We start from the raw sequence: 24,166 nt of genomic DNA, 5'->3' as shown, positions 1-24,166 counted from the left end.
ATCCGTGGTGCACTGGTTGGCGGAGGACGCATGTCGCAGCGCAAACGGAACCGCGGTCACCGCGCCGCGGCGGGCCCGATCGGGTCCGTAGCCGGTTCCAGCCTGCACGCCGACCCTCACATACCCAGCCCGGCCGACGGATCAGTGTGGGGACGTCGCCGGGTGCTGTTGCTGAATTCAACCTACGAACCGCTGACGGCGCTCCCCATGCGCCGGGCGGTGATCATGCTGCTGTGCGGCAAGGCCGACGTGGTGCACGACGACCCGACTGGGCCGGTGATCCACTCGGCGTCGCGGGCGATCGTGGTGCCGTCGGTGATCCGGCTGCGCAGCTTCGTGCGAGTCCCGTACCGGGCTCGCATCCCGATGACCCGCGCCGCGTTGATGCACCGCGATCGGTTCCGCTGCGCATACTGCGGCGGCAAGGCCGACACTGTCGACCACGTGGTGCCGCGCAGCCGCGGCGGTGAGCATTCCTGGGAGAACTGCGTGGCCGCCTGCGGGACGTGCAACCACCGCAAGGCCGACAAATTGCTGAGCGAACTGGGCTGGACGTTGCGGCTAGTGCCGATGCCGCCGAAGGGCCAGCACTGGCGGTTGTTGTGCACCATCAAAGAACTCGACCCCGCTTGGGTGCGCTACCTGGGTGAGGGCGCGGCCTGACTGCTACGGTTTGCAACGTGAATGCTGCCGTCATCCACGGTCTATTCGTGGGCATCCCGTTTGGGCTCGCCGCTGTGTTGGCCTTGCTGTTCATCCCCGGCAAGAGCAAGCACCCAAAGACCTACAAGCTGTCCGAACCGTGGACGCACGCTCCGATCCTGTGGGCGGCCGTCGACGAGGTGGTTCCCGGCGGTGGCCATCACGGTCACGGCTCGGCCGAGGTGAACGTGGGAGGTGGAGCAAGTGGCAAGTGGTGACCACGGCACCGCGGTGGCGACCGTCGATCCGGCCAACCTGCCCTATGGCTGGGCGGTGACCACCAGCGGACGCCTGTCCGGGGTGACCGAGCCGGGTGAGTTGTCGGTGCACTACCCGTTCCCGATCAGCCAGCTGGTCGAACTCGACGATGCGCTGAAGTACGGCAGCCGGCAGTCCAAGGCCCGCTTCGCCGTCTACATCGGCGACCTCGGGGGCGACACCGCGGCCCGGGCTCGGGAGATCCTGGCCGACGTGCCGACGCCGAACAACGCGGTGCTGCTGGCCGTGTCACCGGACCAGAAGGCCATCGAGGTGGTCTACGGCGCCGACGTGCGCGGCCGTGGAGCCGAGTCGGCTGCCCCGCTCGGGGTGTCGGCGGCCGCGTCGGCCTTCAAAGAAGGCAACCTGATCGACGGCTTGGTCAGCGCCGTGCGGGTGATGTCGGCGGCGATCTCCAGGCCGTAAACACCGGGCGTGCCGGCGCCGGTGGGATACCCGCTCGCTGCCCGCCTCGCAGCGACAGTCACCTGGCGTAGAGGTGGTTCTGCGCGAGGTTGAACTGCACGCAGGGGGAGTTCGAGTAGCCGTCTGACGGAGTTCAATCTCGTAGGAAGCATCCGCGGGGATCGATTGTCGCTCGAAGGCGGACACCAAACTCATACCGCAGTCTCCGCCGCCGCCAGCAACTCTGCGCGGATGCGCACGTACCGCTCGAGGAACAGCCGTTCGTCGAGCCGCTTACGGCGCAGCCAGCCGGTGACCTCGTCGTTGCACTTGCTGGCATTGCACGCCCCGCAGGCGGGCACCACGTTGTCGATCGTGTAGCGCCCGCCCCGCGATATCGCCATCACGCAGTCCCGTTGCAGCGGCTTACCCGTCGCCCCGCAGTAGGCGCAGCCGTTCCAGGCCAGCTTCAACATCGCCCACTGCTCGTCGGTCAGGTCGTTGACCACCGCTTTCACCCGTCGGGTGCGTCTGCGCGCCGCGCGTGCTCGTCGGGTGTTCCTGGCTGCCATGGCGTGATTTTGGCAGCGCGGGATCACTGCGCGTCGAAGGCGCGCGCTTTCAGCGAGCGTTCGATACCGGCCCGGCCTTCCAGCACGAGCCTGCGCAGCGCCGTCGGCAGCTCGCCGGCCAGGAAGTTGTCGGCGGCCAGCAGGGCTTCGGAGCTGATGTCCCACGACGGGTACAGCCCGATCACCACGGTCTGGGCGACCTCACTGGAGCGACGCTCCCACACCCCGGGGATCGCCGCGAAATAGCGCTCGGTGAACGGCTGCAGCAGCGCGCTCTGTCCGGTCTGGACGAACCCGCCGATGATCGCGCGTGCGGTGATGTTCGGCAGGGTGTCGTCCTCGATCACCTGCTGCCACGCCGCATTCTTGACCTCGAGCTGCGGGCGGGCGGCTGCCGCCGCGGCCGCGTGCCTGCGACCGGCAGCGGTCGGATCACGCTGCGCCTCGGCGTCGAGGAACGGGGTCTGCACGCCGTCGCCGTCGATGTCGCCGGACGCGGCCAGCGCGGTGACGATCCGCCACCGCAGGTCGGTGTCGATCACCAGACCGGGCAGGTTCACCTCGGCCGGCTCGTTGTCCAGCAGAGTCGCCAGCACCGCGACGTGGTGCAGTTGCAGCACCGACGAGCACAGTGCGTTGACGAACGCGAGCTGATGATCCGACCCGGGCGAGGACTCCCGCGCCAGGTCCAGCAGCCGGTCGGCAAACGCCGGCCACCCGTTGGCGCACGCCCACTGCGGATCGGCATACGAGTTCAGCGCGGTCTGCGCCTGCAGCAGCAGCCGCTGAGCCACCCCGACCTCGGTCTCGGCCTGCACGCCACTCATCACCAGCGCCACGAAATCGCGGGCCTTCAGCTCGGCGTCGCGGGTCATCTCCCACGCCGCCGACCACACCAGCGTCCGCGGCAGCGGCTCGTCGATGTCGGCGATGCGGCTCAGTGCCGTCCGCAGCGAATCGTCGTCCAGCCGCAGCGAGCAGTAGGTGAGGTCGTCGTCGTTGACCAGAACCAGCTTGCCGCGGGAAACGCCCTGCAGCGCAGGGACTTCGGTGACAGACCCGGAGATGTCGAGCTCTTCGCGGTGCACGCGCACCAGCTTGCCGGTCGTCGGGTCGTCGTCGTAGATGCCGACCGCGAGCCGGTGCACCCGGGTCTCCCCGGCTCCCGGTGCCGCACCGCCCTGATTGATGGCGAACCGGGTGAACCGGCCCTCGTCGTCGACGTCGAAGTCGGCGCGCACAGTGTTCAACCCGGTGGTCTTGAGCCACTGGCGGCCCCAGTCGGACAGGTCGCGCCCGGACGCCTTCTCCAACGCACCCAGCAGGTCGTCGAACGTCGCGTTGTCGAAGGCGTGCGCGGCGAAGTAGTCACGTAGCCCGGCCAGGAAGTGCTCCAACCCGACGTAGGCGACGAGCTGCTTGAGCACGCTGGCGCCCTTGGCGTAGGTGATGCCGTCGAAGTTGACCTCGACGGCGTGCAGATCCGGGATGTCGGCGGCCACCGGATGGGTGGACGGCAACTGGTCCTGGCGGTAGGCCCACGACTTCTCCACATTGGCGAAGGTGGTCCACGCCTGGTCGTACTCGGTGGCCTCGGCCTGGCAGAGCACCGAAGCGAACGTGGCGAACGACTCGTTGAGCCACAGGTCGTCCCACCACGTCATCGTCACCAGGTCGCCGAACCACATGTGGGCCATCTCGTGCAGCACGGTTTCGGCCCGGCGCTCATAGCTGTAGCGGGTCACCTTCGACCGGAAGACGTAGTCCTCCAGGAACGTCACCGCCCCGGCGTTCTCCATTGCGCCTGCGTTGAATTCGGGCACGAACAACTGGTCGTACTTGCCGAACGCGTACGGCACCCCGAAGTTGCGGTGGTAGAAGCCGAAGCCCTGCTTGGTTTCGGTGAACAGCCGCTCGGCGTCCATGTATTCGGCGAGCGACGAGCGACAGAACAGCCCGAGCGGAATCTCGCCGTGCTCGTCGGTGTAGACGTCGTCCCAGCGGGCGTACGGACCGGCGATCAGCGCCACCAGGTAGGTGCTCATCCGCGGGGTGGTGGCGAAGGTGTGCATGCCGTTGTCCACCGACACCGTCGCGCCGTTGGAGATCACCTGCCAGTGCGACGGTGCTGTGACCGTCACGTCGAAGGTGGCTTTGAGGTCGGGCTGGTCGAAGCAGGCGAACATCCGCTTGGCGTCCGCGGTTTCGAACTGCGAGTACAGGTACACCTCGCTGTCGACCGGGTCGACGAAGCGGTGCAGACCTTCACCGGTGTTGGAGTAGCGGCAGTCCGCGTCGATCACCAGGACGTTGGTCTTCGCCAGGCCCTGCAGCGCGATGCCGGTGGACTCGTCGTATCCCGACACATCGATGTCGCGGCCGTTGAGCACCGCACTGTGCACGGCGTCGGCGGCCAGGTCGATGTAGGTGTCGGCGCCGGGTGTCGCCTCGAATTCGACGGTCGTCGTGGATCGGAAGGTCGACTCGGAGCCGGTCGTCAGATCCAGAGCGATGGAGTAGTTGCCGACGGTGACCAGAGCAGCGCGCTCGATGGCCTCGTCACGAGTCAGGTTGGGTAGTGCCACGCGTCCAACCTAGCGGCAGTGGGAACAGTGTTCTATTGGGAGAGGTTGAGTTGAAAGTCTGCGTCCATCGCTGGGAGGAGCCCGCATGTCCGAGAAATCAGTAGCCGGTTTTTGGTTCGATCCGCTGTGCCCGTGGTGTTGGATCACCTCCCGCTGGATTCTCGAGGTCGAGAAGGTTCGCGATATCGACGTCGACTTCCGGGTGATGAGCCTGGCGGTGCTCAACGAAGGCCGGGACCTGCCCGAGGAGTACCAGGAAATGATGAAGAAGGCGTGGGGCCCGGTCCGCGTCGCGATCGCCGCCGAGCAGGCGCATGGCCGCGAGGTCCTGTCGCCGCTGTACACCGCGATGGGCACCCGGATTCACGACCAGGACAACAAGGATTTCGATGTCGTGATCGCCGAGTCGCTTGCCGAGGTGGGACTGCCCGCCGAGCTCGCTGAGGCGGCCACCTCGGACACGTACGACGACGCTCTGCGCAAGAGCCATCACGAAGGTATGGACGCCGTCGGCGAGGACGTCGGTACCCCGACCATCCACATCAACGGTGTGGCGTTCTTCGGCCCTGTCCTGTCGCGCATCCCGCGCGGTGAGGAAGCCGGCAAGTTATGGGACGCGTCGGTCACGTTCGCCGCCTATCCGCACTTCTGGGAGCTGAAGCGGACGCGGACCGAAGCCCCGCAGTTCGACTGAAATTTCCCCTCCGGTTGCGCGCCGGCTCGGTAGAGACAATTTTTAGTCCATGACAGTGGCTGATCCGACCGAGCCGAGCGTGCAATCCGACGGCACCTACCGCGACAAGTTGGTGGCCGTCGAGCCCGGTGGCAACGAGTTCATCGCGCACGAGGATCGGCACGGGCACCCGCGCCAGCTGTTCTGGACGTGGACATCGCCCAATCTGGAGTTCGCGACGATATTCGTCGGCGTGCTGGCGGTGGCCGTCTACGGCATGACCTTCTGGCAGGCCGTCGCCGGAATCGTGATCGGCACCGGGCTCGGCGCGATCGCGCACTATTTCCTGTCCGCCCGGGGTCCGTTGCACGGCGTGCCGCAGATGGTGTTGGGCCGCTTGGCGTTCGGGTTCAAGGGCAACGCGGTGCCTGCCGTGCTGATGTCGGTGACCGCCGGGGTCGGCTGGTTCGCCACCAACAGCGTCAGCGGCGCGTTCGCGCTGTCCACCCTCTTCGGCATCGGACCGCTGGCGGCACTGGTCATCGTCGTGCTGATCCAGACCGGGTTCGCTTTCTTCGGCCACAACCTCGTCCAGGCCTTCGAGCGCTGGTCGTTCCCGGTTCTCGCGGTGATCTTCGCTGTCGCCTCGGTCGTGATCCTCACCAAATCCCACTTCGACGCACCCGCGATCGACGGCGGCATGGGCGGCCTGGGCGGGTTCCTGCTGACCGTGGGCACCGCGTTCGGCTACGCCGCCGGCTGGACCCCCTATGCCGCCGACTACACCCGCTATCTACCGGCGACCGTGTCGACGGCGCGCACCGGACTGTTCGCCTCACTGGGGCTGTTCCTGTCGTGCGCCATCCTCGAGATCGTCGGCGCCGCATCGGTGACCATCGGCCCGGCGTTGTCCGACAACCCGACCGAAGCGTTCACCAGCGAGCTGGCCTCGCCACTGGCCAAGGCCACCCTGCTGGCCATCGCGGTAGGCGCGATCGCCGCGAATGCGATCAACATCTATTCCGGCGCAATGGCTTTCGTGACCATTGGCGTGAAGCTGCCGCACCATATCGCCCGCGCCCTGGTCACGGTGTTCTTCGGCGTCGCGGGCTTCTGCATCGCATGGTGGGCGCTGGCCGACGCCGCCGCGAGCTACGAGGCCTTCCTGCTGATCATCGCGTACTGGATCGGGCCCTGGCTGGGCGTGGTGTTCGCCGACCAGTACCTGCGCCGAGGCCAGCCCATCGCCGCATTCCTCTACGACCGTAGCTATGCGAACTGGGGCGGATTCGCGTCGTTCGGCCTCGGCCTGGTGGTGTCGGTGTTGCTGTTCTCCAACCAGGAGAAGTTCGTCGGCTACATCGCCAGAGCGGTGCCCCAGCTCGGCGACATCACCTTCTTCGTCGGCTTCCTGATCGCCGGAGCAAGTTATCTTGTGCTATGCCGATCGAAGATCACCGCCGAACGAACCGCGGTATGACGCCGGAAGCGATGCTCGACGTCGCCTACGACGAGGCCCGAAAGGGATTGGCGGAAGGCGGAATTCCGATCGGGGCGGCGTTGTTCAGCGCTGACGGGAAGCTGTTGGGCAGTGGGCACAACATGCGCGTGCAGGACGATGATCCGTCGATCCACGCTGAGACCGCGGCGTTTCGCAATGCCGGCCGCCAGCGCGACTACCGTTCGACGATCATGGTGACCACGCTCTCGCCATGCTGGTATTGCAGCGGGCTGGTGCGTCAGTTCAACATCGGTGCAGTGCTGATCGGGGAGAGCCGGACCTTTGTCGGCGGCCACGACTGGCTGGCCGAATCCGGCGTCGACGTCACGCTGCTCGACGACGGGCGCTGTGTGGCGATGATGACCGACTTCATCGCTGAGAACCCGGAGCTGTGGAACGAGGACATCGGAGTCGCAGAGTGATCGCCACGATCGACATGTCCCGCTGGTACGCCGGGGGAGAGCAGGCCGACGCCGTCGCCGCCGAACTCGACGAGGGACTGCAGCAGGCCGGTTTCATCCTGGTCACCGGGCACGGCATCGATCCCGAGCTGGCCGCCGGCGTGCGGGCCGCATCGCGGAAGTTCTTCAGCCTGCCCGACGACGTCAAGCGCCGGTACTCGGTGCCGGTCGGCGGCCACGGCTGGATCGCTCCCGGAGCGGAGGCCAACGCCTACGCCGAGGGCACCGAGACACCGCCCGACCTCAAGGAGAGCTACAGCCTGGGTGCGGAAACGGCTGTCGGCGACGCCGAGGTCGACCGGATCTGGTTCGCGCCCAACGTCTGGCCCGCCGAGGTGGCCGAGCTGAAGCCGCTGGTCAACGAGTACACCGCAGCCGTACACCGGCTCTCCGACGATCTGCTGGCCCTGATGGCGCACGCGTTGGGGCTGGCAGAGAATCCCTTCGTCGCCCTGGCTGACCGGCCGACCTGGACGATGAACATCAACCACTACCCACCGGTCAGCGTGGTCGGCGAGCCCGAACCGGGCCAGTTCCGGATCGGCCCGCACACCGACTTCGGCACCGTGACGATCTTGGACCGCGAGCCCGGAGCCGGTGGGCTGCAAGTCTTTTCCGAAGCCGACGGATGGGAGGATGCGCCGTACGATCCGGCGGCGCTGACCATCAACATCGGCGATCTGCTCGAGTATTGGAGCGGGCGGCGCTGGCCGTCCGGGCGGCACCGGGTGCTGCCCCCGCAGCCGCACGCACCCGAAGAGGACCTGATCTCGCTGATCTATTTCTATGAGGCCAACCACGACGCACTCATCACTCCGCTGGAGCCGCCGGTCGGGCGGGTGTCGGGGTTGACGCCGGTGACGTCATCGGCGTTCATCAAGGAACGGCTGGACGCCATTACTGTGGGCTGACCGCGTGCCGAAGTAAGGTTACGGCCATGCGTGTCTACCTCGGCTCTGACCATGCCGGATACGAACTCAAGCAAGCCATCATCGAGCACCTGAAAAACGGTGGTCACGAGCCGATCGACTGCGGCGCCTACAGCTACGACGCCGACGACGACTACCCGGCCTTCTGCATCGCCGCCGCGGTGCGCACCGTCGCCGACCCCGACAGCCTGGGCATCGTGCTCGGCGGCTCGGGCAATGGCGAGCAGATCGCGGCCAACAAGGTGCCCGGCGCCCGCTGCGCGCTGGCCTGGAGCACCGAGACCGCCTCGCTGGCCCGCGAGCACAACAACGCCCAGCTGATCGGCATCGGCGGACGCATGCACACCCAAGAGGAGGCGTTGGCGATCGTCGACGCGTTCCTGTCCACCCCGTGGTCGAAAGCGCCACGGCACCAACGCCGTATCGACATCCTCGACGAGTACGAACGCACCCACGTCGCGCCGCCGGTGCCCGGCGCCCCGGCCTGACCTGTGCCCGAGGGGCACACCCTTCACCGGCTCGCGCGGCTGCACCAGCGCCGCTTCGCCGGCGCCCCGGCGGCCGTGTCGAGTCCGCAGGGCAGGTTCACCGATGCCTCGATCGTCGACGGCCGGGTGTTCACCCACGCCTCGGTCTGGGGCAAGCACCTGTTCCACCACTACGACGGCGGTCCGATCGTGCACGTCCACCTGGGGCTGTACGGCACCTTCACCGAGATGCCGGTGCCGATGCCGCTGCCGGTCGGGCAGGTGCGCATGCGGATCGTCGGCGACGAGTGGGGTACCGACCTACGAGGCCCGACCGCGTGCGAGGTGCTCGACGAGGCGCAGGTATCGGCCATCGTCGCCCGGCTCGGGCCCGACCCGCTACGCCGGGATGCCGACCCTGCGCTGCCGTGGTCCCGAATCTCCAAGTCCCGCAAGACCATCGGCGCCTTGCTGATGGACCAGAGCGTGATCGCCGGGGTCGGCAACGTGTATCGCAGCGAACTGCTCTTTCGGCATCACCTCGACCCGTTCCGGCTGGGCCGGGACGTCTCCGAGGCCGAGTTCGCCGACGCCTGGACCGACCTGGTCGCGTTGATGAAGGTCGGCGTACGGCGCGGCAAGATCGTGGTGGTGCGGCCCGAACACGATCACGGTGCGCCGTCGTACGCCCCGAACCGTCCACGCACCTACGTATACCGGCGCGCCGGTGAGCCCTGCCGGGTGTGCGCGACCCCGATCCTGACCGCCGAATTGGAAGGTCGCAACGTGTTTTGGTGCCCCACCTGCCAGGTGTGATCAGCGCCGCCGGACGGCACCCGCGAGAATGCTTGTATGGAACTGATTCTCGTCGTCGTCGGCGCCATCGTCGTCGCCGCGATCGCCAAGAACCGTGGCTTGGAACCCGCCCTGATGATCGTCGTCGTGGGTATCGCCGCGTCGTTCCTGCCCGGCTTCACCGCGCCTGAACTGGATTCCCATGTCCTGCTGTCGGTGGTCCTGCCGCCGCTGTTGTACTCCGCGGCACTGGACTTCTCGTTTCCCGCGTTCATACGCAACATCAAGCCGATCCTCGGCCTCGGGGTGGGCCTGGTCGTGGTCACCGCGTTCGCCGTGGCGGCGGTGTCCGCCTGGCTGGTCGTGGTGCCGCTGACGTTCGCGACCGCGCTGGTGCTCGGCGCCATCGTCGCGCCGCCTGATGCGGTCACCGCCGTCGCCGTCGGCCGCAAACTGGGCCTGCCCAAGCGGGTGATGACGATCCTGACCGGTGAGAGCCTGATCAACGACGCCGCCGCGCTCGCGTTGTTCTCGATCGCCGTCGCCCAGATCGCCGGCACCCACGTCTTCATCGCCAACCCGCTGCTGCTGTTCGGCTACAGCGCGCTGCTCGGTCCGGTGGTTGGCGTCGCGCTGGGATACGTGACCCTGTGGATTCGCGAACGCCTCAACAGCGCCAGCCTGGAGACGATCCAAGGCCTGGTGGTGCCGTTCGCCGCGTACCTCACCGCCGAGCGATTCCATGCCTCCGGCGTGCTGGCCGTGGTGGCCGCCGGGTTCATCGTCGGCAGCGGCACCCTGAGCGCCGGCTACCAGACCCGGCTGCAGGAACGCTACGTCTGGCACTCCGTGGACGTGCTGCTGGAGGCGTTCGTCTTCGCCTATATCGGGCTGCATCTGCGCTTTGTCCTGGAGGATCTGCGCGACGCCCACGAGTCGCTGGCGGAGGTCGGCATCGGCGCGCTGGCGGTGCTGGCGATCGTGCTCGTGATCCGTCCACTCTCGGTGTTCGTGATGTTCGGCCGAGGTGTGCTGTCCCGTCACGTCGACCGCAGGCTGAGTGTGCCGATTCCCGAGGGCGGCCGCGGCGCACTGGGCGTCCGCAAACCCGGAAAGTCAAAAGGCAAGTGGCGCTCCATGATCGACCACACGGCGTTGACGTGGCAGGAGAACGTGGTGGTGTCATGGACCGGGATGCGTGGCGTGGTGACGCTGGCTGCCGCGGCCGGTATCCCGCCGACCGTCGCCAGCGGCGAGCCGTTCCCGGAACGGGCCACCATCCAGGCGATCGCATTCGCCGTGGCGGTGGGCACCCTGCTGCTGCAGGGTTGGACGTTGCCGCCGCTGATCCGCCGGCTGCATCTGTCCTCGAGGGAGGACGACCGGATCTACGACCGCGAGGAGACCTACAAGACCGAGCAGACCGTGCACTTTGCCGCCGACGAGGTGCTGGCCCGGTTCGAGGCGGAGCCACCGGCGGGCCTCGACCCGCACGTGCTGACCGAGATCCGCACCTGGATTGCCCGCCATTCCAAGGATGCTGATGAGATGCCCGACCCTGAGGAGCACAATCTTCGCGCGGAGGTGTTCTCCACGTTGTACCGCAATGTGCTTGCCGCGCAACGTGCTGCGTTGATCACCGAACGCGACGAGGGACGCATCGACGATGAGGCCGTGCGTGCGATGCTCGACAGGCTGGACTTGCAGGAGGCCAGCGTGACCGCCCGGATGGAGAGCCGGATCTAATTCCCTGGGTCGCTACGCTCCTGCCCGCCGGATCTAGAAGTCGCCGAACCCGCCGAAGTCGCCGCCGCCCCAGCCGCCGCTGTCGCCGAGACCGCCGCCGTCCCAGCCGCCGCCGTCGCCACCCCAGCCACCGTCCTGGCCGCCGGCGTCCAGACCCTGGTCAAATCCCTGGTCGTAGCCTTGGTCGAAACCCGAACCGAAGCCGTTCTCGAATCCCGAAGCGCCGTAGTCGACGCCGTGCATGCCGGAGAACAGTGCGTCGAACAACAGCACCGACCCGACACCCCACGCGCCGGCCACCAGGGCCGTCTTCCACCACGGCTCGGAATACCAGCCCGCCGGCACCGGACGGCCCGCGACCCGACCGCCGGGGTAGTAGTTCGGGGTCCGCTGGCTCGGTGTGGGGGAGGCCTCGATCTCGCGGCCCTCGAACTGAACCTTGCGATCCTCGGTCACCGCGCCCGCAGCCTTCTGGCCGGACACCGTCTCCAGTTCGGGCCCGGGATCCATACCCATCGCGGTGCGGGCGGCTCGCACGTAGTACAGCCCTTCGATGGCGCTTTCCTTGGCCAGCATCGCCTGCTTGGCGGTGGTGGCCTGATCGATCTGAGAGGAGGCGGCGGTGAACCGCTCGGAAGCGTCGGCCAGTGCTTGACTGGCGGCCTCGTTGTTGCCGGACAGGTTGAGCACCTGACCGCCGAGGCGCTCGATCAGCCGACGGGCATCGGCCTTCGCGTCGGCCAGTGCGGCCGCGTTGCGATTGCCCGAGGCCCGCGATGAACTCACCACCGCCAGCACGATCACGCCGATGACGACCAGGATGAGCACGACCAGCACACCGTTCATGGCGTCCACAGTACCGATCCTGTGAAAGTGCTCCGGAGAACGAGAATTAGCTCATCAGAGCACACCGAGGGTGCGATACACCTCGTCGCTGAGCGCGGTGCTGCGCGGGTCGGCATTGCACTTGGTGGCGTCGAAATAGTTCATCACGTAGGCGTAGCCGATGCGGTGCTCGAGGTCGACGAACCCGTAGGAGCCGCCCGAGCCGCCGTGGCCGAAGCTGCTCAGGTTAGGGCCTGCCACACCGCGTTGGTTGAGCATGTAGCCCAGGCCCCAGCCGTGATCGGCGACCCGGGGCCCGAGCACGACGTCGGGATCGAAGCCTCCCTGAGAGACCCGCACCGCCTCCAGATGATCGCGGCTGAGCAACTTTTCCTGCGCGAGGCCGTTGTAGAACGTGGCCAGGCCGAGCGCCGACACATGACCGTTTGTGCTCGGGAACTCGCTGACACGCCATCGCTCGAGCTCGTTCGAGCCCAGCTCGTCATCCGGGACGAAGCCCATCGCGACGGCCATCCCGGCCATCGGATGCTCGGCGAGTGAGGTCGGATATCCCGGTGCCTGGCCGTTGGCCAGGACATCGCGAATGTGGGGCTTGTTGATCATCTCCGCGCAGCGGTGGTGTTCGGCGGTAGGCAGACCGATATGGACGTCGACGCCCATCGGCTCGGCGATCTCGGTCCGCAGATACTGGCCGATGGTGCGCCCGGTGACCCGGCGGACGACCTCGCCGAGAATGAACCCGAAGCTGACCATGTGGTAGCCCTGGGCTGTGCCCGGCGGCCACCACGGCTCGGCGGCGGCGAGGTCGGCGCACACCTGGTCCCAGTCGGTGGTGTCGCTCCAGTGCATGCGGGTGCGGGGCCCGATCACCCCGGAGCGGTGCCCGAGCACCGCCGCGGTCGTGATGTCCTGCTTGCCGTTCGACGCGAATTCCGGCCAGTACCGGGCGACCGGGGCGTGCAGGTCGAGCTCGCCGCGATCGGCGAGCAGGTGCACACACGTGCTGGTCAGACCTTTGGTAGCGGAGAACACGCTGGCCAGCGTGTCCTGGCGCCATCGGCGGCGCCTGCGGGCATCGGCATACCCGCCCCACAGATTGACCACCAGATCCCCGTCGACCCACACGGCGACCGCTGCGCCGACCTCAGCGCGAGAGGTGAAGTTCGCCTCGAAAGCGTCGCGCACCGCGCCAAAACCCGCGGCGCACGCACCGCCGATGGGAATGTGGTCGCTCAACGCGCCTCCTGGCCGCCGGGTATCGCCTGAATCTACGGCGGCCAGGTTAGCCAGCGAAGTTGTGAGGACGATTGGAGCGGAATCGAAACCACCCTGTAATTAGCGCTGACGCCGGCCGATGTGTTCATGTGGATTTTCCGGGCGGTTTGGCGTTCTCGCAGGACCGTACGTCACGATCCTGATGTGGAGATTCCCGATACGGGCATTCCGCCGGCGCTTGCGAGCCGGATGACGATGGCCGAGCAGTACGAATGGCATCAGAGGTATCTACGCGCTCGCCCGGTCTCGCGGCGTAACTTCCTGCGCGGGTCGGCGGCGGCAGCAGCCGTGGCGGCACTGGGAGCCGCCCCGTTCGGGCGCCGCGCATACGCACAGGATGCGCCGCTGGCGGTGGCGGGCCGGCGCGTCGGCTACGGCACAGACGCCTCGAGTCAGCTGCGCCTGGCCGGCCAATTGTCGCGAAATCCAGGCGCCACCAAGGTCTTCCTCGACCACGGCCCGACGCCCGGGCTGGGTGCGACGGTCGAGGCGGAGGTGCGCAACCTGGTGACCCAGATCCCGGACAGCAGCGGCGGGGTGCTGTCGGCCGAGCAGTTCTACGTCCATGCGCCGGTGGACGGACTGCCCGGGCGTACCCCGCACTTCTACCGGTGGCGCACCGACGACGGGTTCGTCAGCGACGTGCGTTCCGCGGCGACCGCCATGCCCAGTGCGCGAGATGCGGTGGGCTGGTTCCGGTTCACCATGATGGGGGACCAGGGCACCGACGAGACGCCGCTGGCTCCGCCCGGTCTCACCCGGGGCGACTACGACGACAGCTATTACAAATCCGACAACGATCCGACCGTGTCGCACACCGGCAACGTGCTGGATCAGATCGTGGCGGCGCGTCCGGACTTCCATGTGCTCGCCGGTGACATCGCCTACGCCGACCCATCCGGTGCGGGCAAGCCGCCGCAATTCGTCCGAAAGGGCGAACCGCCCAAAGGTTTCGACAAGTTCAACCCGTATGTCTGGGACGTGTATCTGAACTCCATCGAGGCCAGCGCCTCGACGACACCCTGGATGTTCGCCACCGGCAACCACGACATGGAAGCCGCCTACCCGGTGCACGGCTACGGCGGCCACCTGGCGCGGCTCGACTTTCCGGGCAACGGTCCGTCCGGCTGTCCGTCGGTCTATTCGTTCACCTATGGCAACGTCGCGGTGCTCTCGCTGGACGCCAACGATGTCAGCTATGAGATCACCGCCAACCGGGGTTACTCCGGCGGCACTCAAAATGGTTGGGTAGAAAGGACTTTGGCTGCGCACCGGGCCGATCCCGACATCGATTTCATCGTTTGCTTCTTCCATCACTGTGCCTACTCGACCACCGAGGCTCATGCCAGCGACGGCGGTGTGCGGGCCGCGTGGGTGCCGCTGTTCGACCGGTACCAGGTCGATTTGGTGTTGCAGGGCCACAACCACGTGTTCGAACGATCGGACCCGATCCGGGGCGGCGCACCGACCCGGACGGCCGAAGACAATGCGATCGTCTATCCGGAAACCGACGGCACCGTCTACTACACGGTGGGATCAGCGGGACGGCCGCGGTACAACTTCCAGCCCGGCGAACCGGAGAGCTATCGCGGCAATGTGGCGCCGGATACGTTCGTGGGCAACAGCTATGTCTGGACGGCCGACGGCCACAAGCAGACCGAAGCGGTCGGCTGGTCCAGGGTGCGGTTCCGCAACTACGCCTTCATCCGGGTCGATGTGCGGCCCGGCAACCTGATGAGCGAGATGGATGTGACCGCGGTCGACGAGTACGGCCGCGAGTTCGACAAGCTGACCTACCGCCGGCAGGTTCAGAAGTAGTCGAAGTGGTAGCCGGCCGCGCTGACATGTAGACGATCTCCGCGTTCCCCCGGCCGTACGCACCAGGCTGAGTAGACCGGCTTGTGACACGGCAGCGGGCGACCCGAGAAGTCCCATCAGAGGGACGGTCAGATCGGCGGCAACAGCGGGCGCGGCGGCCTGTTCTGGGCATTGGTGGTGATGGCGCCTCGGCCCAAGCGGAATGCCTCCTATACCCCATGGGGTATGATCAAATCATCGGGAAAGAAGGAGGGTCAGGATGGCTAAGAGGGTGAAGCAACTGGCAGGTGCACTGGTCGCGATCGCGGTTTCCGCGGTCATCTGGGCTCCGGTCTCAGCTGCTGCTGAGAGTAACTCGACCTGCGTCACAACCGGCGGATCGACCGATTGTCAGGCGCCGGACAATGCCCAGATTTACGCGGCTCCGCACGCGCTGCCCGCCTCTGGGGGCCATTCCAATCCCAAGTGGCAACCGCTTGGTTACAACCCGAAGTGGAATGGCTTCCAGCCTTGAGGTCGGGGCGCGTGAACTACCCGCCAATGCACTAAGTTTCGGCCCGATGAGGCGTGGACGCGCTAGGCGCATGCGCAGCCTCGTCGGCCTGCGTTGCCAGCACTTCCCTGGCCGCGCGTTCTCCGGAGCGGACCGCACCGTCCACCCAGCCGTGCATAACCCCCGACGTCTCGGTGCCCGCCCAGTGGATTCGGCCGCAGGGTTCGGTGATCGCCGGCCCGAACTCGGTGAGCACACCTGGGGGGCAGTGGCTGAGCATGCCTCCGCCCGAATATCTTTCGACGCTCCAGTCCTGATCGAGGTAGGCCACCGGGGTAGCGGCCCGGTGGCCGAAGCGCTCCACCAGATGGGCCAGCACTTGCTTCTTGCGCGCGTCGGGATCCATCTTCGAATACCGGCGGCCTTCGGGTCCCTCGGTGATCACACACATCACCCCGGGTCGGGGTGCGTCGGTGGATGCGTCGATGGTCAGCGTCGCGAGCGTTCCGGGTGCGAATGACTGGCCCGTCAACCCATCTTGTCGCCAGAACGGCTCGTCGTACACGATGTTGATCTTCACCACAGCACCACTCGGTACCCGCTGGTGCAGGAAGGCGCGGTCCACCGGAAGCATCGGCTCGTAGAGGATGTGGCTGGCGATCGCCATCGGTACCGCCACGATCACCCGTTGTGCACGCACGGTCATGCCGTCGCTCTCGACGGTGACACCCTGGTCGTCCTGAATGATCCGCCGCACAGGCTGATTCAGATGCAGTGAGTCTCCGAGCGCGACGGCCATCTTGCCGGACACCGCGCCCATGCCGCCGACGATGCGGGAATCCTGCGACCCGTCCTTGATGCCGAGCACGAAGGACGGCCCGCCGCCGGAGGCCAGCTGACGCAGTACGAACAACATCGACGTCTCGGACGCCGCTGATGTGTACAAGCCGGCGATGGCCGCTTCCAGCAAGGTGTGTGCGGGCTTGGACAGTGTGCGGTCATTGAGCCAGGAGGCGTACGTGATGCGGTCGAGCTTGTCGGCGTTCTTGGCTTCCCACGGCGCCTCGAGGGGGATCGTCTTGCACAGTCGGGTCAGATCGAGGAAGACCGCACCCATGTTGAGCGCCGCCCAGGGACTCATCGTCAACGGGATGGTGCCCTCGTAGCGATAGTGCTTGCCGTCGACGACCATCATGGCTTCACCGTCGGTGTACTGCTTGTAGCTGCCGACGCCGAATTCCTTCAGCAAGCCGTAGATGGCATCTTGGCCCGGTCCGATCCACGCGCCGCCCCGGTCGATCCAGACACCCTCGGGGCCCTCAACGGTAAAGGTGCGTCCGCCGATCCGATCGCGGGCTTCCAGCAGCGCCACCGATCGGCCTGCCTGTCGGAGTCGCAAGGCGGCAGTCAGCCCGGCGAAGCCGGCCCCGACCACGCAGAAATCCACAGCGGCCATGGCTTATGGTGCGCTTCGCGATATACATCCTGTGGGCATTTGGCAAAGTATTGACCTGCCCGCCGCACGGTCCCCGGGAGGACAATGAGCACCGACGAGTCCGTACGAACCGCTGTGGTGTTCGTGCACGGTTTGCTCGAACGCCGACCTATGGACGTCCTCGACGATTTCGCCAAGACGGCGTTGACGCCGCACGGTGGCCGCTGGGAGTACGCCCCGCAGCCGATCGAGATCACCGACTCCTACGAGGCGCGCCGCTACGCCGCGCCGTCGGGCGTCGATCTCTATGAGTACGACTGGTCGTTTCTGATGATGAGCGGTCGGTATGCCGGCTTCATCCCCGCTCTGGCGCGGGTGTTGCTACGGCGTCCCCGCCACGTACCGGACCAGTTATTCGGCATCTGGCGCGTGGTCGCGCTGACGGTGCTCATCCCATTGGCCGTCATCGTGGCGCTGTTCGTCGTAGGAGGCTATTTCCTGCACACCGGGGTAGCCGGCTGGATCATCGGCGTCGCCACCAGCGTCGTGGTCTTGACCGTCGCGCTGGCCGTGTTCCGGCTTCTCCCGCGAGCATTGACCCGCAGCTTCTTGACCACGGGCTTCGTCAACGTCGCCCGCTACTTCGACATCGCACCGGAATCTCACGCCGCGAGGCGCGCGATCCGCGGCGGGCTCGTTGACCTGTTGTACACGCTGCATCAAGGGCGTTATGCGCGAGTGGTCGTGGTCGGGCACGGCATCGGTGGCTACATCGCCTATGACGCCCTCACCGAGTTGTGGGCCGAGTTGCACGAGCTGCGGGCCGCGCCAGGCCCGGCACCGAGCTGGTCGACGGAGGTTGGCGACTCGACCGAGGAGTTTCAGCACCAGCAGTTCTCCCGGTGGCAGGACCTCCGACGACTGGGAAACCCATGGCGGATAACCGATTTCGTGACCATGGGAACGCCAATGGCGTTGGCCGACCTGTTCGTGGCCCGGCCGCCGATTCTCGGCGGCTGCGGTCGCGTCGACAGGCGGCACGCACTGTTCAGCTCACTGATCCGTCGGGGTGTGGTGTGTAGTTGTCCACCGCTGGACGAGGAGTCCGCGGATTCGACGACGGTGGGTGGGCTGTCGCCATTCGCGGTGACTCGCTGGAGCAACATCTGGTTCCCGGTGCGGCGGGGCGCTATTCGCGGCGACTGGTTCGGCGGGGCGCTGGCGCCGTTGTTCGGAACAGGCGTCCGCGATATCGCGGTCAGCGGCAGTCTCCCCGAACGCTTGACCCCCGGGCTCGCGCACACCCGCTATTTCAAGTATCCCGAGAAGGATGCTGACGGTGACGTGGCATCCGAGCTTCGGAAAATGCTTGCCCTCGAAGACCATTCGGGACTGGATGTGTCGGTCAGTGCACCCGAGCCCGATCCGGCGACGGTCGGCCGGGTGGTGTACCGGTCATGGCAGCGCAGCATGTGATGCCGGGTCGGGGGCGGAGAATCGCCGTGCGGGTGGTGTGCGCGGTCAGCGCGGTTGCCGCAGTTCTGTTGGCTGTCTTGGCGGCCAATGATCTGTACTTCGCCGGCTTCCCGGACTCGCATCTCACCGACTATGACCGAGCGGCCGGGACGCCCAAGCGGGTGCTGATGTGGGCGCAGTGGGGTTTCGTTCCGATCTTCCTGTTGCTGGCACTTGCGCCGATGAAGTCGAAGGTTCGCGCCACCGCGTTGGTCGTCGGTCTGGTCGTACTTGTTGGCACCGCCGTCGCTCAACGGGTCGGTATCCCTTGGTATTTCGCCACCCATCTCGGTCTCGACAACGGAGCCGGCGGTTGACATCGCGATGTGACGCAGATCACTAAATCGCTGTGAACCATCTCTACCGTCCCTCTCGTGAACCGAGGAGTCAACGAAGACGAATCCCACGGAAGGGTCGGGGCGATGGCGCATGCCGCAACCAGGATGATCACAGTAGCGGCGATGAATGTACTCGCCACGGCCGCAATGCATTTCCCCGGTGATCCGCCCGCCGCAGCGCCTGTGTTGCACACCCGGCCGATTGCTCTGGCCGCATCGCTGGATCACCAGTCCGCGCCGCCCGCACCCAACCGGCTGATCGCGGCCACTGGTGAAACAGCTTCAGGCACAGAGAGATCGATTGCCGAGGTGGTCGAATCTCGCACCGAGTCGGCACCGCCCAGCACGCCTAGGCGGGTCCGGACGGTCAGCTCGGCGCCGAGCCTGGTGGTCCCCTTCCATCCCCGCGTGAGCAGTGTGCACCCCGGTGGACACCGTCAGGCCGCCGCGGTGCCGGCGCTGCCGACCCCGGAGGCCATCGCCGGCCAGATCCGCGCGTTCGTCGCCGTCTACATCAGTAACGGAACTGCTGCGCATCCCGACGCAGGGTTGTTGATAGGCAACGGGTTCGACGGTGCGACCGGCCAGGACGGTGGGCGCGGCGGCATGCTGTTCGGCAACGGCGGGCGCGGTGGTGACGGGCTGCAGTCGGTCCAGAATGGCCGGGCAGGCAACGGCGGCAGCGCTGGGTTGTTCGGCAATGGGGGCGACGGCGGCCGAGGCGGCGACTTCACCGGCACGCAGGGAACCGCATCCGTCGGTCGTCAAGGCGGCAAGGGCGGTAACGGCGGGCTGCTGATCGGCAACGGCGGTAAGGGTGGCAACGGCGGCACCGGTCAAAACCTCGATACCGGTGCAGGCAACGGTGGTCTCGGAGGACAGGGCGGCAACGCCGGGGTGTTCGGTCGCGGTGGTGACGGCGGCCAAGGCGGCACGGGAAATGCCGGAACCGGCACGGCCCGAGGGGGAGCGGGCGGCAATGGCGGCCGCGCGGGAACGGTCGGAGGCGGCGGTGCGGGCGGCGCCGGCGGAAGCGGCTCCAGTAAGGGCAATGCGTTCGGCGGCGACGGCGGGACCGGGGGAGAAGGCGGACGGATCACCGGCCGCGGCGGTGATGGCGGAACCGGCGGTGCGGCCGGCAGCAATGTCGTCACCAGCACGGCCACTGGTGGCCACGGTGGCAACGGCGGCGACAGCCATGGGATCCGCCAGACCGGCGGCGCGGGCGGCCAGGGCGGCAACGCTCAGTCGATCCCGGGGACCGGCATCGGCGGCGACGGTGGCAGCACCGGCCGCAGTGGACCCGGCGGTGGCCGTGGTCCGGCCGGATTAGGTGGCGTCGGCGTCGGGAGCACGCCCGGCAGCCACAACGGCAACGCGGGCGCCGGCGCCCCGTAGGCCGGTCGCGCGGAACCCGCATTGCGGGGCGAGATGGATGCTTACGCTCGGCGGGTCATCGACACCACCGGTGTGTCGGCGAACCTGGAGCAGAAATGACCATGTCGAAATTGGGCCTCGCGGCGGCGACAGTGGCCGCACTGTCGATGGCTCCGGCCGCCGCGCACGCGGATCGCGCTGAACCGCCACCCTTGTACGGGTACTACAACCTGTTGATCGACTTCTCGAAGCAGACGTTCAACGGGGTGCCCACACCCATGAACCCGATCACCTTCCCGGTCCCGTTCGCCACCCACTGCGATGCCGGCGGCTGCGTCGCGACCCTCGACAACACCGACGATCATGCCCGTAATCCGGGCGCGCCAATGTCATACGACTACCGATGGAATGGTCAGCGCTGGGAGACCAGCGGTGAGTACCCGTACTTCTGCGACCGCAACGACCCCACAAGCGTCGTGATGGCGCAACGCTCCGACTATTGGGTTCCGAAACCCGACGGCAGCTTCGCCGGCGAGCGCACCCTGATCGTCGGCGGAGCCGGCTGCCCGGGTGAGGGTCCCGGCACGCATCGGCTGCCGATAGCGCTGACGCCCATCGCTCCGCCGCCGGCGGGTTGACCAACTCAGCCCGCTGCGGCGCTCGTGGCCCGCTTGCTGCCGGCCCTGCCGGCTTTCGCCGTCGCAGACGTGGTCGGCTTCTTGGCGCCGCGAACTTTCGCGGCCGCACGGGAAGGAGCCGTACGGCCGCTCGACGCTGTGGAGCGGCCGGTGCTGCCGGTGGCCCGGGTGGGTGTCGCGACACGGTTGGCCGGCTTGATCCGCGCCTGCGCCGGCGATGAGCCGCTGCATGTCTGCCCGGCGAAACACACCGGGAACTTCGGCACTCTCGGAACGTGGAAGACCCGCAGCACCGGATTGACGAGGTTGGCGAAGCCATTCCAGGCGTAGGCGGTCGCGGCGAAGGCCACGACGAGGCCGCTGAGCCCGATGGCCGCGAGACCGGGGCCGGCGCCCAGACCGAGACTGTTGAGGTACTCCAGGATCGACGCCGCGAACGCGAGGAAGTCCGGTGGCGCGGTGCTGTCGTTGGCGGTCTGGCTCGCCGATGCCGGCCGGGGCGCCGCCGTCTCGACGACGGCGCTGAGGTCGATCACATCGACGGACGCCAATGCGACCGCGTGAACTTCATTGCGAGGTGGCGTGACACTCGGCGGCGCTGTCACCAGACCGAGAGCAAGGATTCCGGCGGCGGCCGCCGCGGCATACGGACGAACAACCCTGCTCTGGAGTTCTGGGCTCATCATCACCTTTGGTCGTCGGCCCCTACGGCGAATCGATCATGACACCGGCGCATCCACCCGGAGTTGATTTCCCGAACAGTATCTGCGCATCCGTCAGTCCAGTTTGGGCACTGCCCGAATTGGACATGATGGGACGGTGAAACTGCTTCCGACCCCCGACGTGAAGCTCGCCGACTCCGACGTCGAAGACGCACTGGGCCGGGCCGTCGCGGTCATCAATCCGCTGCTCGACGTGTTGTGGTGGACCGACCCGCTCGGAATCAAGCGGCAAGAGCCGCCGAACGTCGTCTCCCGGGTCCTCAACGCGGCCGATGTGCCCGGCACCCTGGCGTGGGACGACCTGGACACCGACGACCGGATCGCGTGGTGGGTGTGGCGCGTCGGTGCCCTGAACACCGTCGTGGTGGCCGTGCCCGGCCTGCTGGGAGTCATCGGACGACGACTGCCGATCCAGGATCTCCTCGGCTTCGCCAACCAGGCCATCGTGCTGTGTGCCGTGGCCCGCGAACTGGGCGTCACCGACTACCGGCGGCAGACCCGGATGCTCGCCTCGGTGCTCTGCGAGCGGGATCTGGCGGTCGTGGTGCACGACCCCGACCGAGTGGCGATGGCCATCCCGTTCACCCCGCAGGGCATCGCCTCAGCGGTGTGGAAGCTGGTCGGAGTCCTCGACGCCGTCGGCGACGAGCTCGCCAAGCGGCCGCACCCGCGAGCGCCGTTCCGGTATGTGGCCATGCTGCCGGGCCTGGGCGCGGTGGCCTCGTACCTCGGGGAAATCGGCGCGCTGTCCCGAGCCGCCAAGCGGGGGCGAAAGTGGGTCGACCAGCAAGAACGACCCAGGTAGGGCGGTTCGGTGGAGCGGGCGACGGGAATCGAACCCGCGTAATCAGTTTGGAAGACTGAGGCTCTACCATTGAGCTACGCCCGCGTGTTTGCGCGAGCCCAAATGTACCGGTCGACCTGATCAAATCCGAATCGGCCCACCTGGAAGCGCGTCGCGGAGGTCGATTGCCGCTGAGCAGGCATCGGGCCGTAGGATTCGGGCGCAAGAAATGCAGTACCGGGGTGTAGCGCAGCTTGGTAGCGCATCCGCTTTGGGAGCGGAAGGCCGCAGGTTCAAATCCTGTCACCCCGACACGCCCAACGAAGTCCCGCACGAGAACAAGACTGAACCGAGGAGTACAGCCGTGAAGAGCACCGTCGAGAAGTTGAGCCCGACCCGGGTTCGCATCAATGTGGAGGTGCCCTTCACGGAATTGCAGCCCGACTTCGACCGGGCCTACAAGGAACTCGCCAAGCAGGTCCGACTGCCCGGCTTCCGCCCCGGCAAGGCGCCGGCCAAGCTGCTCGAGGCCCGTATCGGCCGCGGCGCGGTGCTGGAGCAGGTCGTCAACGACGCGCTGCCCAGCCGCTACAGCGAAGCCGTCACCGCCACCGAGGTGACGCCGCTGGGCCAGCCCGAGATCGAGGTCACCAAGATCGAGGACGGCGAGGAACTGGTGTTCACCGCCGAGGTCGACGTGCGACCCGAGATCGAACTCCCTGATCTGAGCGCGCTCAAGATCGAGGTCGAGGCGATCGAGATCAACGACGAGGAAGTCGACGCCGAACTGGAGTCGCTGCGCGCCCGCTTCGGCACCCTCAAGGGCGTCGAGCGGCCCGCCCAGACCGGCGACTTCGTGTCGATCGATCTGTCGGCCACCGTCAACGGCGAAGAGCTTCCCGACGCCGCCACCGAAGGTCTGTCCCACGAGGTGGGTTCCGGTCAGCTGATCGACGGTCTCGATGACGCCATCGTCGGGCTGTCCGAGGGGGAGTCGAAGGTCTTCACCACCAAGCTGGCCGCCGGCGAGCACGCGGGCGCCGATGCCGAGGTCACCGTCACCGTCAAGTCGATCAAGGAGCGCGAGCTTCCCGAGGCCGACGACGAATTCGCCCAGTTGGCAAGCGAATTCGACACCATCGATGAGCTGCGCGAGAACCTCGTCGAGCAGGTCAAGCGCGTCAAGCGCATTCAGCAGGCCGAGAAGATTCGCGACAACGCCCTCGAGTTGCTGCTGAAGAAGACCGAGGTCCCGTTGCCCGAGGCCATCGTGCAGGCCCAGGTCGACCAGACCGTGCACAACGCGATCCACGGTCTCGACCATGACGAGGACAAGTTCGCGGAGACGCTCGAAGCCGAGGGCAGCTCGCGAGAGAAGTTCGACGCCGAAACCCGTGAGGCCGCCGAGAAGGCCGTCAAGACGCAGCTGCTCATGGACGCGATCGCCGACGACCTCGACATCCAGGTCGGTCAGAACGATCTGACCGAGCGGCTGGTGCTGATGTCGCGGCAGTACGGCATCGAGCCGGCGCAGCTGCTGCAGATCCTGCAGCAGAACAACCAGCTGCCTGCGATGTTCGCCGACGTGCGCCGTGGCCTGACCGTCGCCGCGGTGGTCGAGGCGGCCACCGTCACGGACAGCGAGGGCAACGTCGTCGACACCGCCGAGTTCTTCGGCCCGCCGGCCGGAGCCGAGGACGACGAAGTGGTGGCCGACGCCGACGACGTCGACATCGACGAGGTCGCCGAAGACGCCGAGGCCATCGAGAAGAACGTTGAGCAGGAAGCCGAGAAGTCCGAATAACGCCGACAGCGAAAGCGCACTCTCCCG

23 protein-coding genes and 2 tRNA genes are annotated in these 24,166 nt (G+C 67.1%); 18 read left to right on the top strand and 7 right to left on the bottom strand.

The annotated features are described in order from the left end of the window. The first annotated feature begins 30 nt into the window (after nucleotides 1-30). Genes CRM90_RS04260 through CRM90_RS04250 form a run of 3 tightly spaced genes read left to right on the top strand, consistent with a single transcriptional unit; the run spans nucleotide 31 to nucleotide 1,386 of the window. Nucleotides 31-663: an HNH endonuclease gene (locus CRM90_RS04260; protein WP_102805723.1), complete on the top strand. Its 633-nt coding sequence runs from the start codon at nucleotides 31-33 to the stop codon at nucleotides 661-663. Nucleotides 664-680: 17 nt separating this feature from the next. Continuing rightward, nucleotides 681-920 (top strand): aa3-type cytochrome oxidase subunit CtaJ, encoded by a 240-nt coding sequence (gene ctaJ / locus CRM90_RS04255; protein ID WP_102805722.1) that lies wholly within the window; start codon nucleotides 681-683, stop codon nucleotides 918-920. Next, nucleotides 907-1,386 carry a DUF5130 domain-containing protein gene (locus CRM90_RS04250; RefSeq protein ID WP_036344307.1) on the top strand — a complete coding sequence of 160 codons (480 nt, stop codon included), beginning with the start codon at nucleotides 907-909 and terminating at the stop codon, nucleotides 1,384-1,386. Before ctaJ ends, CRM90_RS04250 begins: the two co-directional genes overlap by 14 nt. 191 nt (nucleotides 1,387-1,577) lie before the next feature. Here CRM90_RS04250 and CRM90_RS04245 read toward each other — a convergent pair whose 3' ends face one another. After that, entirely contained in the window at nucleotides 1,578-1,937 is a 360-nt protein-coding gene (locus tag CRM90_RS04245) for an HNH endonuclease (RefSeq protein WP_102805721.1), read from the bottom strand. Nucleotides 1,938-1,960: 23 nt separating this feature from the next. Continuing rightward, nucleotides 1,961-4,522, bottom strand: a complete 2,562-nt coding sequence (gene pepN / locus CRM90_RS04240; protein WP_102805720.1) for an aminopeptidase N — start codon at nucleotides 4,520-4,522, stop codon at nucleotides 1,961-1,963. A gap of 85 nt (nucleotides 4,523-4,607) precedes the next feature. Here pepN and CRM90_RS04235 point away from each other — a divergent pair, with 85 nt between their 5' ends. The 7 genes from CRM90_RS04235 to CRM90_RS04205 are packed head-to-tail and all read left to right on the top strand — an operon-like array spanning nucleotide 4,608 to nucleotide 11,094. Then, nucleotides 4,608-5,216 (top strand): mycothiol-dependent nitroreductase Rv2466c family protein, encoded by a 609-nt coding sequence (locus tag CRM90_RS04235; protein ID WP_102805719.1) that lies wholly within the window; start codon nucleotides 4,608-4,610, stop codon nucleotides 5,214-5,216. A 49-nt stretch (nucleotides 5,217-5,265) separates the two neighbouring features. Next, nucleotides 5,266-6,675 (top strand): purine-cytosine permease family protein, encoded by a 1,410-nt coding sequence (locus CRM90_RS04230; protein WP_102805718.1) that lies wholly within the window; start codon nucleotides 5,266-5,268, stop codon nucleotides 6,673-6,675. Continuing rightward, the gene (locus tag CRM90_RS04225; RefSeq protein WP_102805717.1) at nucleotides 6,672-7,118 is read left to right on the top strand and encodes a nucleoside deaminase; all 447 of its coding nucleotides are present in this window, start codon (nucleotides 6,672-6,674) and stop codon (nucleotides 7,116-7,118) included. Before CRM90_RS04230 ends, CRM90_RS04225 begins: the two co-directional genes overlap by 4 nt. A 14-nt stretch (nucleotides 7,119-7,132) precedes the next feature. Then, entirely contained in the window at nucleotides 7,133-8,068 is a 936-nt protein-coding gene (locus CRM90_RS04220) for an isopenicillin N synthase family dioxygenase (RefSeq protein WP_102805792.1), read from the top strand. A gap of 26 nt (nucleotides 8,069-8,094) precedes the next feature. After that, the gene (locus CRM90_RS04215; protein ID WP_102805716.1) at nucleotides 8,095-8,574 is read left to right on the top strand and encodes a ribose-5-phosphate isomerase; all 480 of its coding nucleotides are present in this window, start codon (nucleotides 8,095-8,097) and stop codon (nucleotides 8,572-8,574) included. A 3-nt stretch (nucleotides 8,575-8,577) separates the two neighbouring features. Further along, nucleotides 8,578-9,369, top strand: coding sequence for an Fpg/Nei family DNA glycosylase (locus CRM90_RS04210; protein ID WP_102805715.1), 792 nt, complete (start codon nucleotides 8,578-8,580; stop codon nucleotides 9,367-9,369). Nucleotides 9,370-9,405: 36 nt separating this feature from the next. Further along, entirely contained in the window at nucleotides 9,406-11,094 is a 1,689-nt protein-coding gene (locus CRM90_RS04205; protein ID WP_102805714.1) for a cation:proton antiporter, read from the top strand. A 33-nt stretch (nucleotides 11,095-11,127) separates the two neighbouring features. On the opposite strand, the gene CRM90_RS04200 is transcribed toward CRM90_RS04205, so the two are convergent. Further along, nucleotides 11,128-11,940 carry a hypothetical protein gene (locus tag CRM90_RS04200; RefSeq protein ID WP_102805713.1) on the bottom strand — a complete coding sequence of 271 codons (813 nt, stop codon included), beginning with the start codon at nucleotides 11,938-11,940 and terminating at the stop codon, nucleotides 11,128-11,130. A gap of 54 nt (nucleotides 11,941-11,994) precedes the next feature. After that, complete coding sequence (locus CRM90_RS04195; protein ID WP_199189774.1) at nucleotides 11,995-13,164, bottom strand: serine hydrolase domain-containing protein; 1,170 nt, start codon at nucleotides 13,162-13,164, stop codon at nucleotides 11,995-11,997. Between the two features lie 138 nt (nucleotides 13,165-13,302). Here CRM90_RS04195 and CRM90_RS04190 point away from each other — a divergent pair, with 138 nt between their 5' ends. Continuing rightward, entirely contained in the window at nucleotides 13,303-15,033 is a 1,731-nt protein-coding gene (locus CRM90_RS04190; RefSeq protein WP_102805791.1) for a metallophosphoesterase, read from the top strand. Nucleotides 15,034-15,578: 545 nt separating this feature from the next. Here the strand turns inward: CRM90_RS04190 and CRM90_RS04185 are convergent. Next, the gene (locus CRM90_RS04185; RefSeq protein WP_102805711.1) at nucleotides 15,579-16,982 is read right to left on the bottom strand and encodes a flavin monoamine oxidase family protein; all 1,404 of its coding nucleotides are present in this window, start codon (nucleotides 16,980-16,982) and stop codon (nucleotides 15,579-15,581) included. Nucleotides 16,983-17,066: 84 nt separating this feature from the next. On the opposite strand from CRM90_RS04185, the gene CRM90_RS04180 reads away from it, so the two are divergent. The 4 genes from CRM90_RS04180 to CRM90_RS04165 all read left to right on the top strand — a co-directional run bounded on the left by CRM90_RS04180 (nucleotide 17,067) and on the right by CRM90_RS04165 (nucleotide 20,829). Next, entirely contained in the window at nucleotides 17,067-18,437 is a 1,371-nt protein-coding gene (locus tag CRM90_RS04180) for a hypothetical protein (RefSeq protein ID WP_102805710.1), read from the top strand. Then, nucleotides 18,419-18,793 carry a hypothetical protein gene (locus tag CRM90_RS04175; RefSeq protein WP_233209149.1) on the top strand — a complete coding sequence of 125 codons (375 nt, stop codon included), beginning with the start codon at nucleotides 18,419-18,421 and terminating at the stop codon, nucleotides 18,791-18,793. The genes CRM90_RS04180 and CRM90_RS04175 overlap by 19 nt, the downstream gene beginning before the upstream one ends. Nucleotides 18,794-18,850: 57 nt before the next feature. Beyond that, nucleotides 18,851-20,212: a PGRS repeat-containing protein gene (locus CRM90_RS31290; protein WP_158248983.1), complete on the top strand. Its 1,362-nt coding sequence runs from the start codon at nucleotides 18,851-18,853 to the stop codon at nucleotides 20,210-20,212. A gap of 101 nt (nucleotides 20,213-20,313) precedes the next feature. Beyond that, nucleotides 20,314-20,829, top strand: coding sequence for an MBOE_33420 family protein (locus CRM90_RS04165; RefSeq protein WP_102805789.1), 516 nt, complete (start codon nucleotides 20,314-20,316; stop codon nucleotides 20,827-20,829). A 5-nt stretch (nucleotides 20,830-20,834) separates the two neighbouring features. Here the strand turns inward: CRM90_RS04165 and CRM90_RS04160 are convergent, their stop codons facing one another. Next, a complete protein-coding gene (locus CRM90_RS04160; protein ID WP_142391320.1) occupies nucleotides 20,835-21,512 on the bottom strand; it encodes a hypothetical protein in 678 nt (225 codons plus the stop codon). A 136-nt stretch (nucleotides 21,513-21,648) separates the two neighbouring features. Here CRM90_RS04160 and CRM90_RS04155 point away from each other — a divergent pair, with 136 nt between their 5' ends. Further along, nucleotides 21,649-22,356 (top strand): hypothetical protein, encoded by a 708-nt coding sequence (locus tag CRM90_RS04155; protein WP_102805708.1) that lies wholly within the window; start codon nucleotides 21,649-21,651, stop codon nucleotides 22,354-22,356. A gap of 10 nt (nucleotides 22,357-22,366) precedes the next feature. On the opposite strand, the gene CRM90_RS04150 is transcribed toward CRM90_RS04155, so the two are convergent. After that, a tRNA-Gly gene (locus CRM90_RS04150) sits at nucleotides 22,367-22,440 on the bottom strand. Nucleotides 22,441-22,573: 133 nt separating this feature from the next. On the opposite strand from CRM90_RS04150, the gene CRM90_RS04145 reads away from it, so the two are divergent. Both CRM90_RS04145 and tig read left to right on the top strand, forming a co-directional pair. After that, nucleotides 22,574-22,647: transfer RNA gene (locus tag CRM90_RS04145), tRNA-Pro, on the top strand. A 52-nt stretch (nucleotides 22,648-22,699) separates the two neighbouring features. Continuing rightward, nucleotides 22,700-24,139, top strand: coding sequence for a trigger factor (gene tig / locus CRM90_RS04140; RefSeq protein ID WP_158248982.1), 1,440 nt, complete (start codon nucleotides 22,700-22,702; stop codon nucleotides 24,137-24,139). Nucleotides 24,140-24,166 lie beyond the last annotated feature (27 nt).

The organism is Mycobacterium sp. ENV421 (assembly GCF_002887815.1).
Taxonomy (GTDB): Bacteria; Actinomycetota; Actinomycetes; order Mycobacteriales; family Mycobacteriaceae; genus Mycobacterium.
Note: the sequence above shows the minus strand (reverse complement) of the source record. Positions and strands in the feature narration are given on the sequence as shown.

What these genes read in the sequence shown, in the direction of transcription:
- CRM90_RS04245 (WP_102805721.1), bottom strand. Translation starts at nt 1,937, where the DNA reads ATGGCAGCCAGGAACACCCGACGAGCACGCGCGGCGCGCAGACGCACC.
- CRM90_RS04260 (WP_102805723.1), top strand. Translation starts at nt 31, where the DNA reads ATGTCGCAGCGCAAACGGAACCGCGGTCACCGCGCCGCGGCGGGCCCG.
- CRM90_RS04190 (WP_102805791.1), top strand. Translation starts at nt 13,303, where the DNA reads ATGTGGATTTTCCGGGCGGTTTGGCGTTCTCGCAGGACCGTACGTCAC.
- CRM90_RS04215 (WP_102805716.1), top strand. Translation starts at nt 8,095, where the DNA reads ATGCGTGTCTACCTCGGCTCTGACCATGCCGGATACGAACTCAAGCAA.
- CRM90_RS04185 (WP_102805711.1), bottom strand. Translation starts at nt 16,982, where the DNA reads ATGGCCGCTGTGGATTTCTGCGTGGTCGGGGCCGGCTTCGCCGGGCTG.
- CRM90_RS04165 (WP_102805789.1), top strand. Translation starts at nt 20,314, where the DNA reads ATGTCGAAATTGGGCCTCGCGGCGGCGACAGTGGCCGCACTGTCGATG.
- CRM90_RS04160 (WP_142391320.1), bottom strand. Translation starts at nt 21,512, where the DNA reads ATGAGCCCAGAACTCCAGAGCAGGGTTGTTCGTCCGTATGCCGCGGCG.
- CRM90_RS04200 (WP_102805713.1), bottom strand. Translation starts at nt 11,940, where the DNA reads ATGAACGGTGTGCTGGTCGTGCTCATCCTGGTCGTCATCGGCGTGATC.
- CRM90_RS04180 (WP_102805710.1), top strand. Translation starts at nt 17,067, where the DNA reads ATGAGCACCGACGAGTCCGTACGAACCGCTGTGGTGTTCGTGCACGGT.
- CRM90_RS04220 (WP_102805792.1), top strand. Translation starts at nt 7,133, where the DNA reads ATGTCCCGCTGGTACGCCGGGGGAGAGCAGGCCGACGCCGTCGCCGCC.
- CRM90_RS04225 (WP_102805717.1), top strand. Translation starts at nt 6,672, where the DNA reads ATGACGCCGGAAGCGATGCTCGACGTCGCCTACGACGAGGCCCGAAAG.
- CRM90_RS04175 (WP_233209149.1), top strand. Translation starts at nt 18,419, where the DNA reads ATGGCAGCGCAGCATGTGATGCCGGGTCGGGGGCGGAGAATCGCCGTG.
- CRM90_RS04235 (WP_102805719.1), top strand. Translation starts at nt 4,608, where the DNA reads ATGTCCGAGAAATCAGTAGCCGGTTTTTGGTTCGATCCGCTGTGCCCG.
- CRM90_RS04205 (WP_102805714.1), top strand. Translation starts at nt 9,406, where the DNA reads ATGGAACTGATTCTCGTCGTCGTCGGCGCCATCGTCGTCGCCGCGATC.
- CRM90_RS04230 (WP_102805718.1), top strand. Translation starts at nt 5,266, where the DNA reads ATGACAGTGGCTGATCCGACCGAGCCGAGCGTGCAATCCGACGGCACC.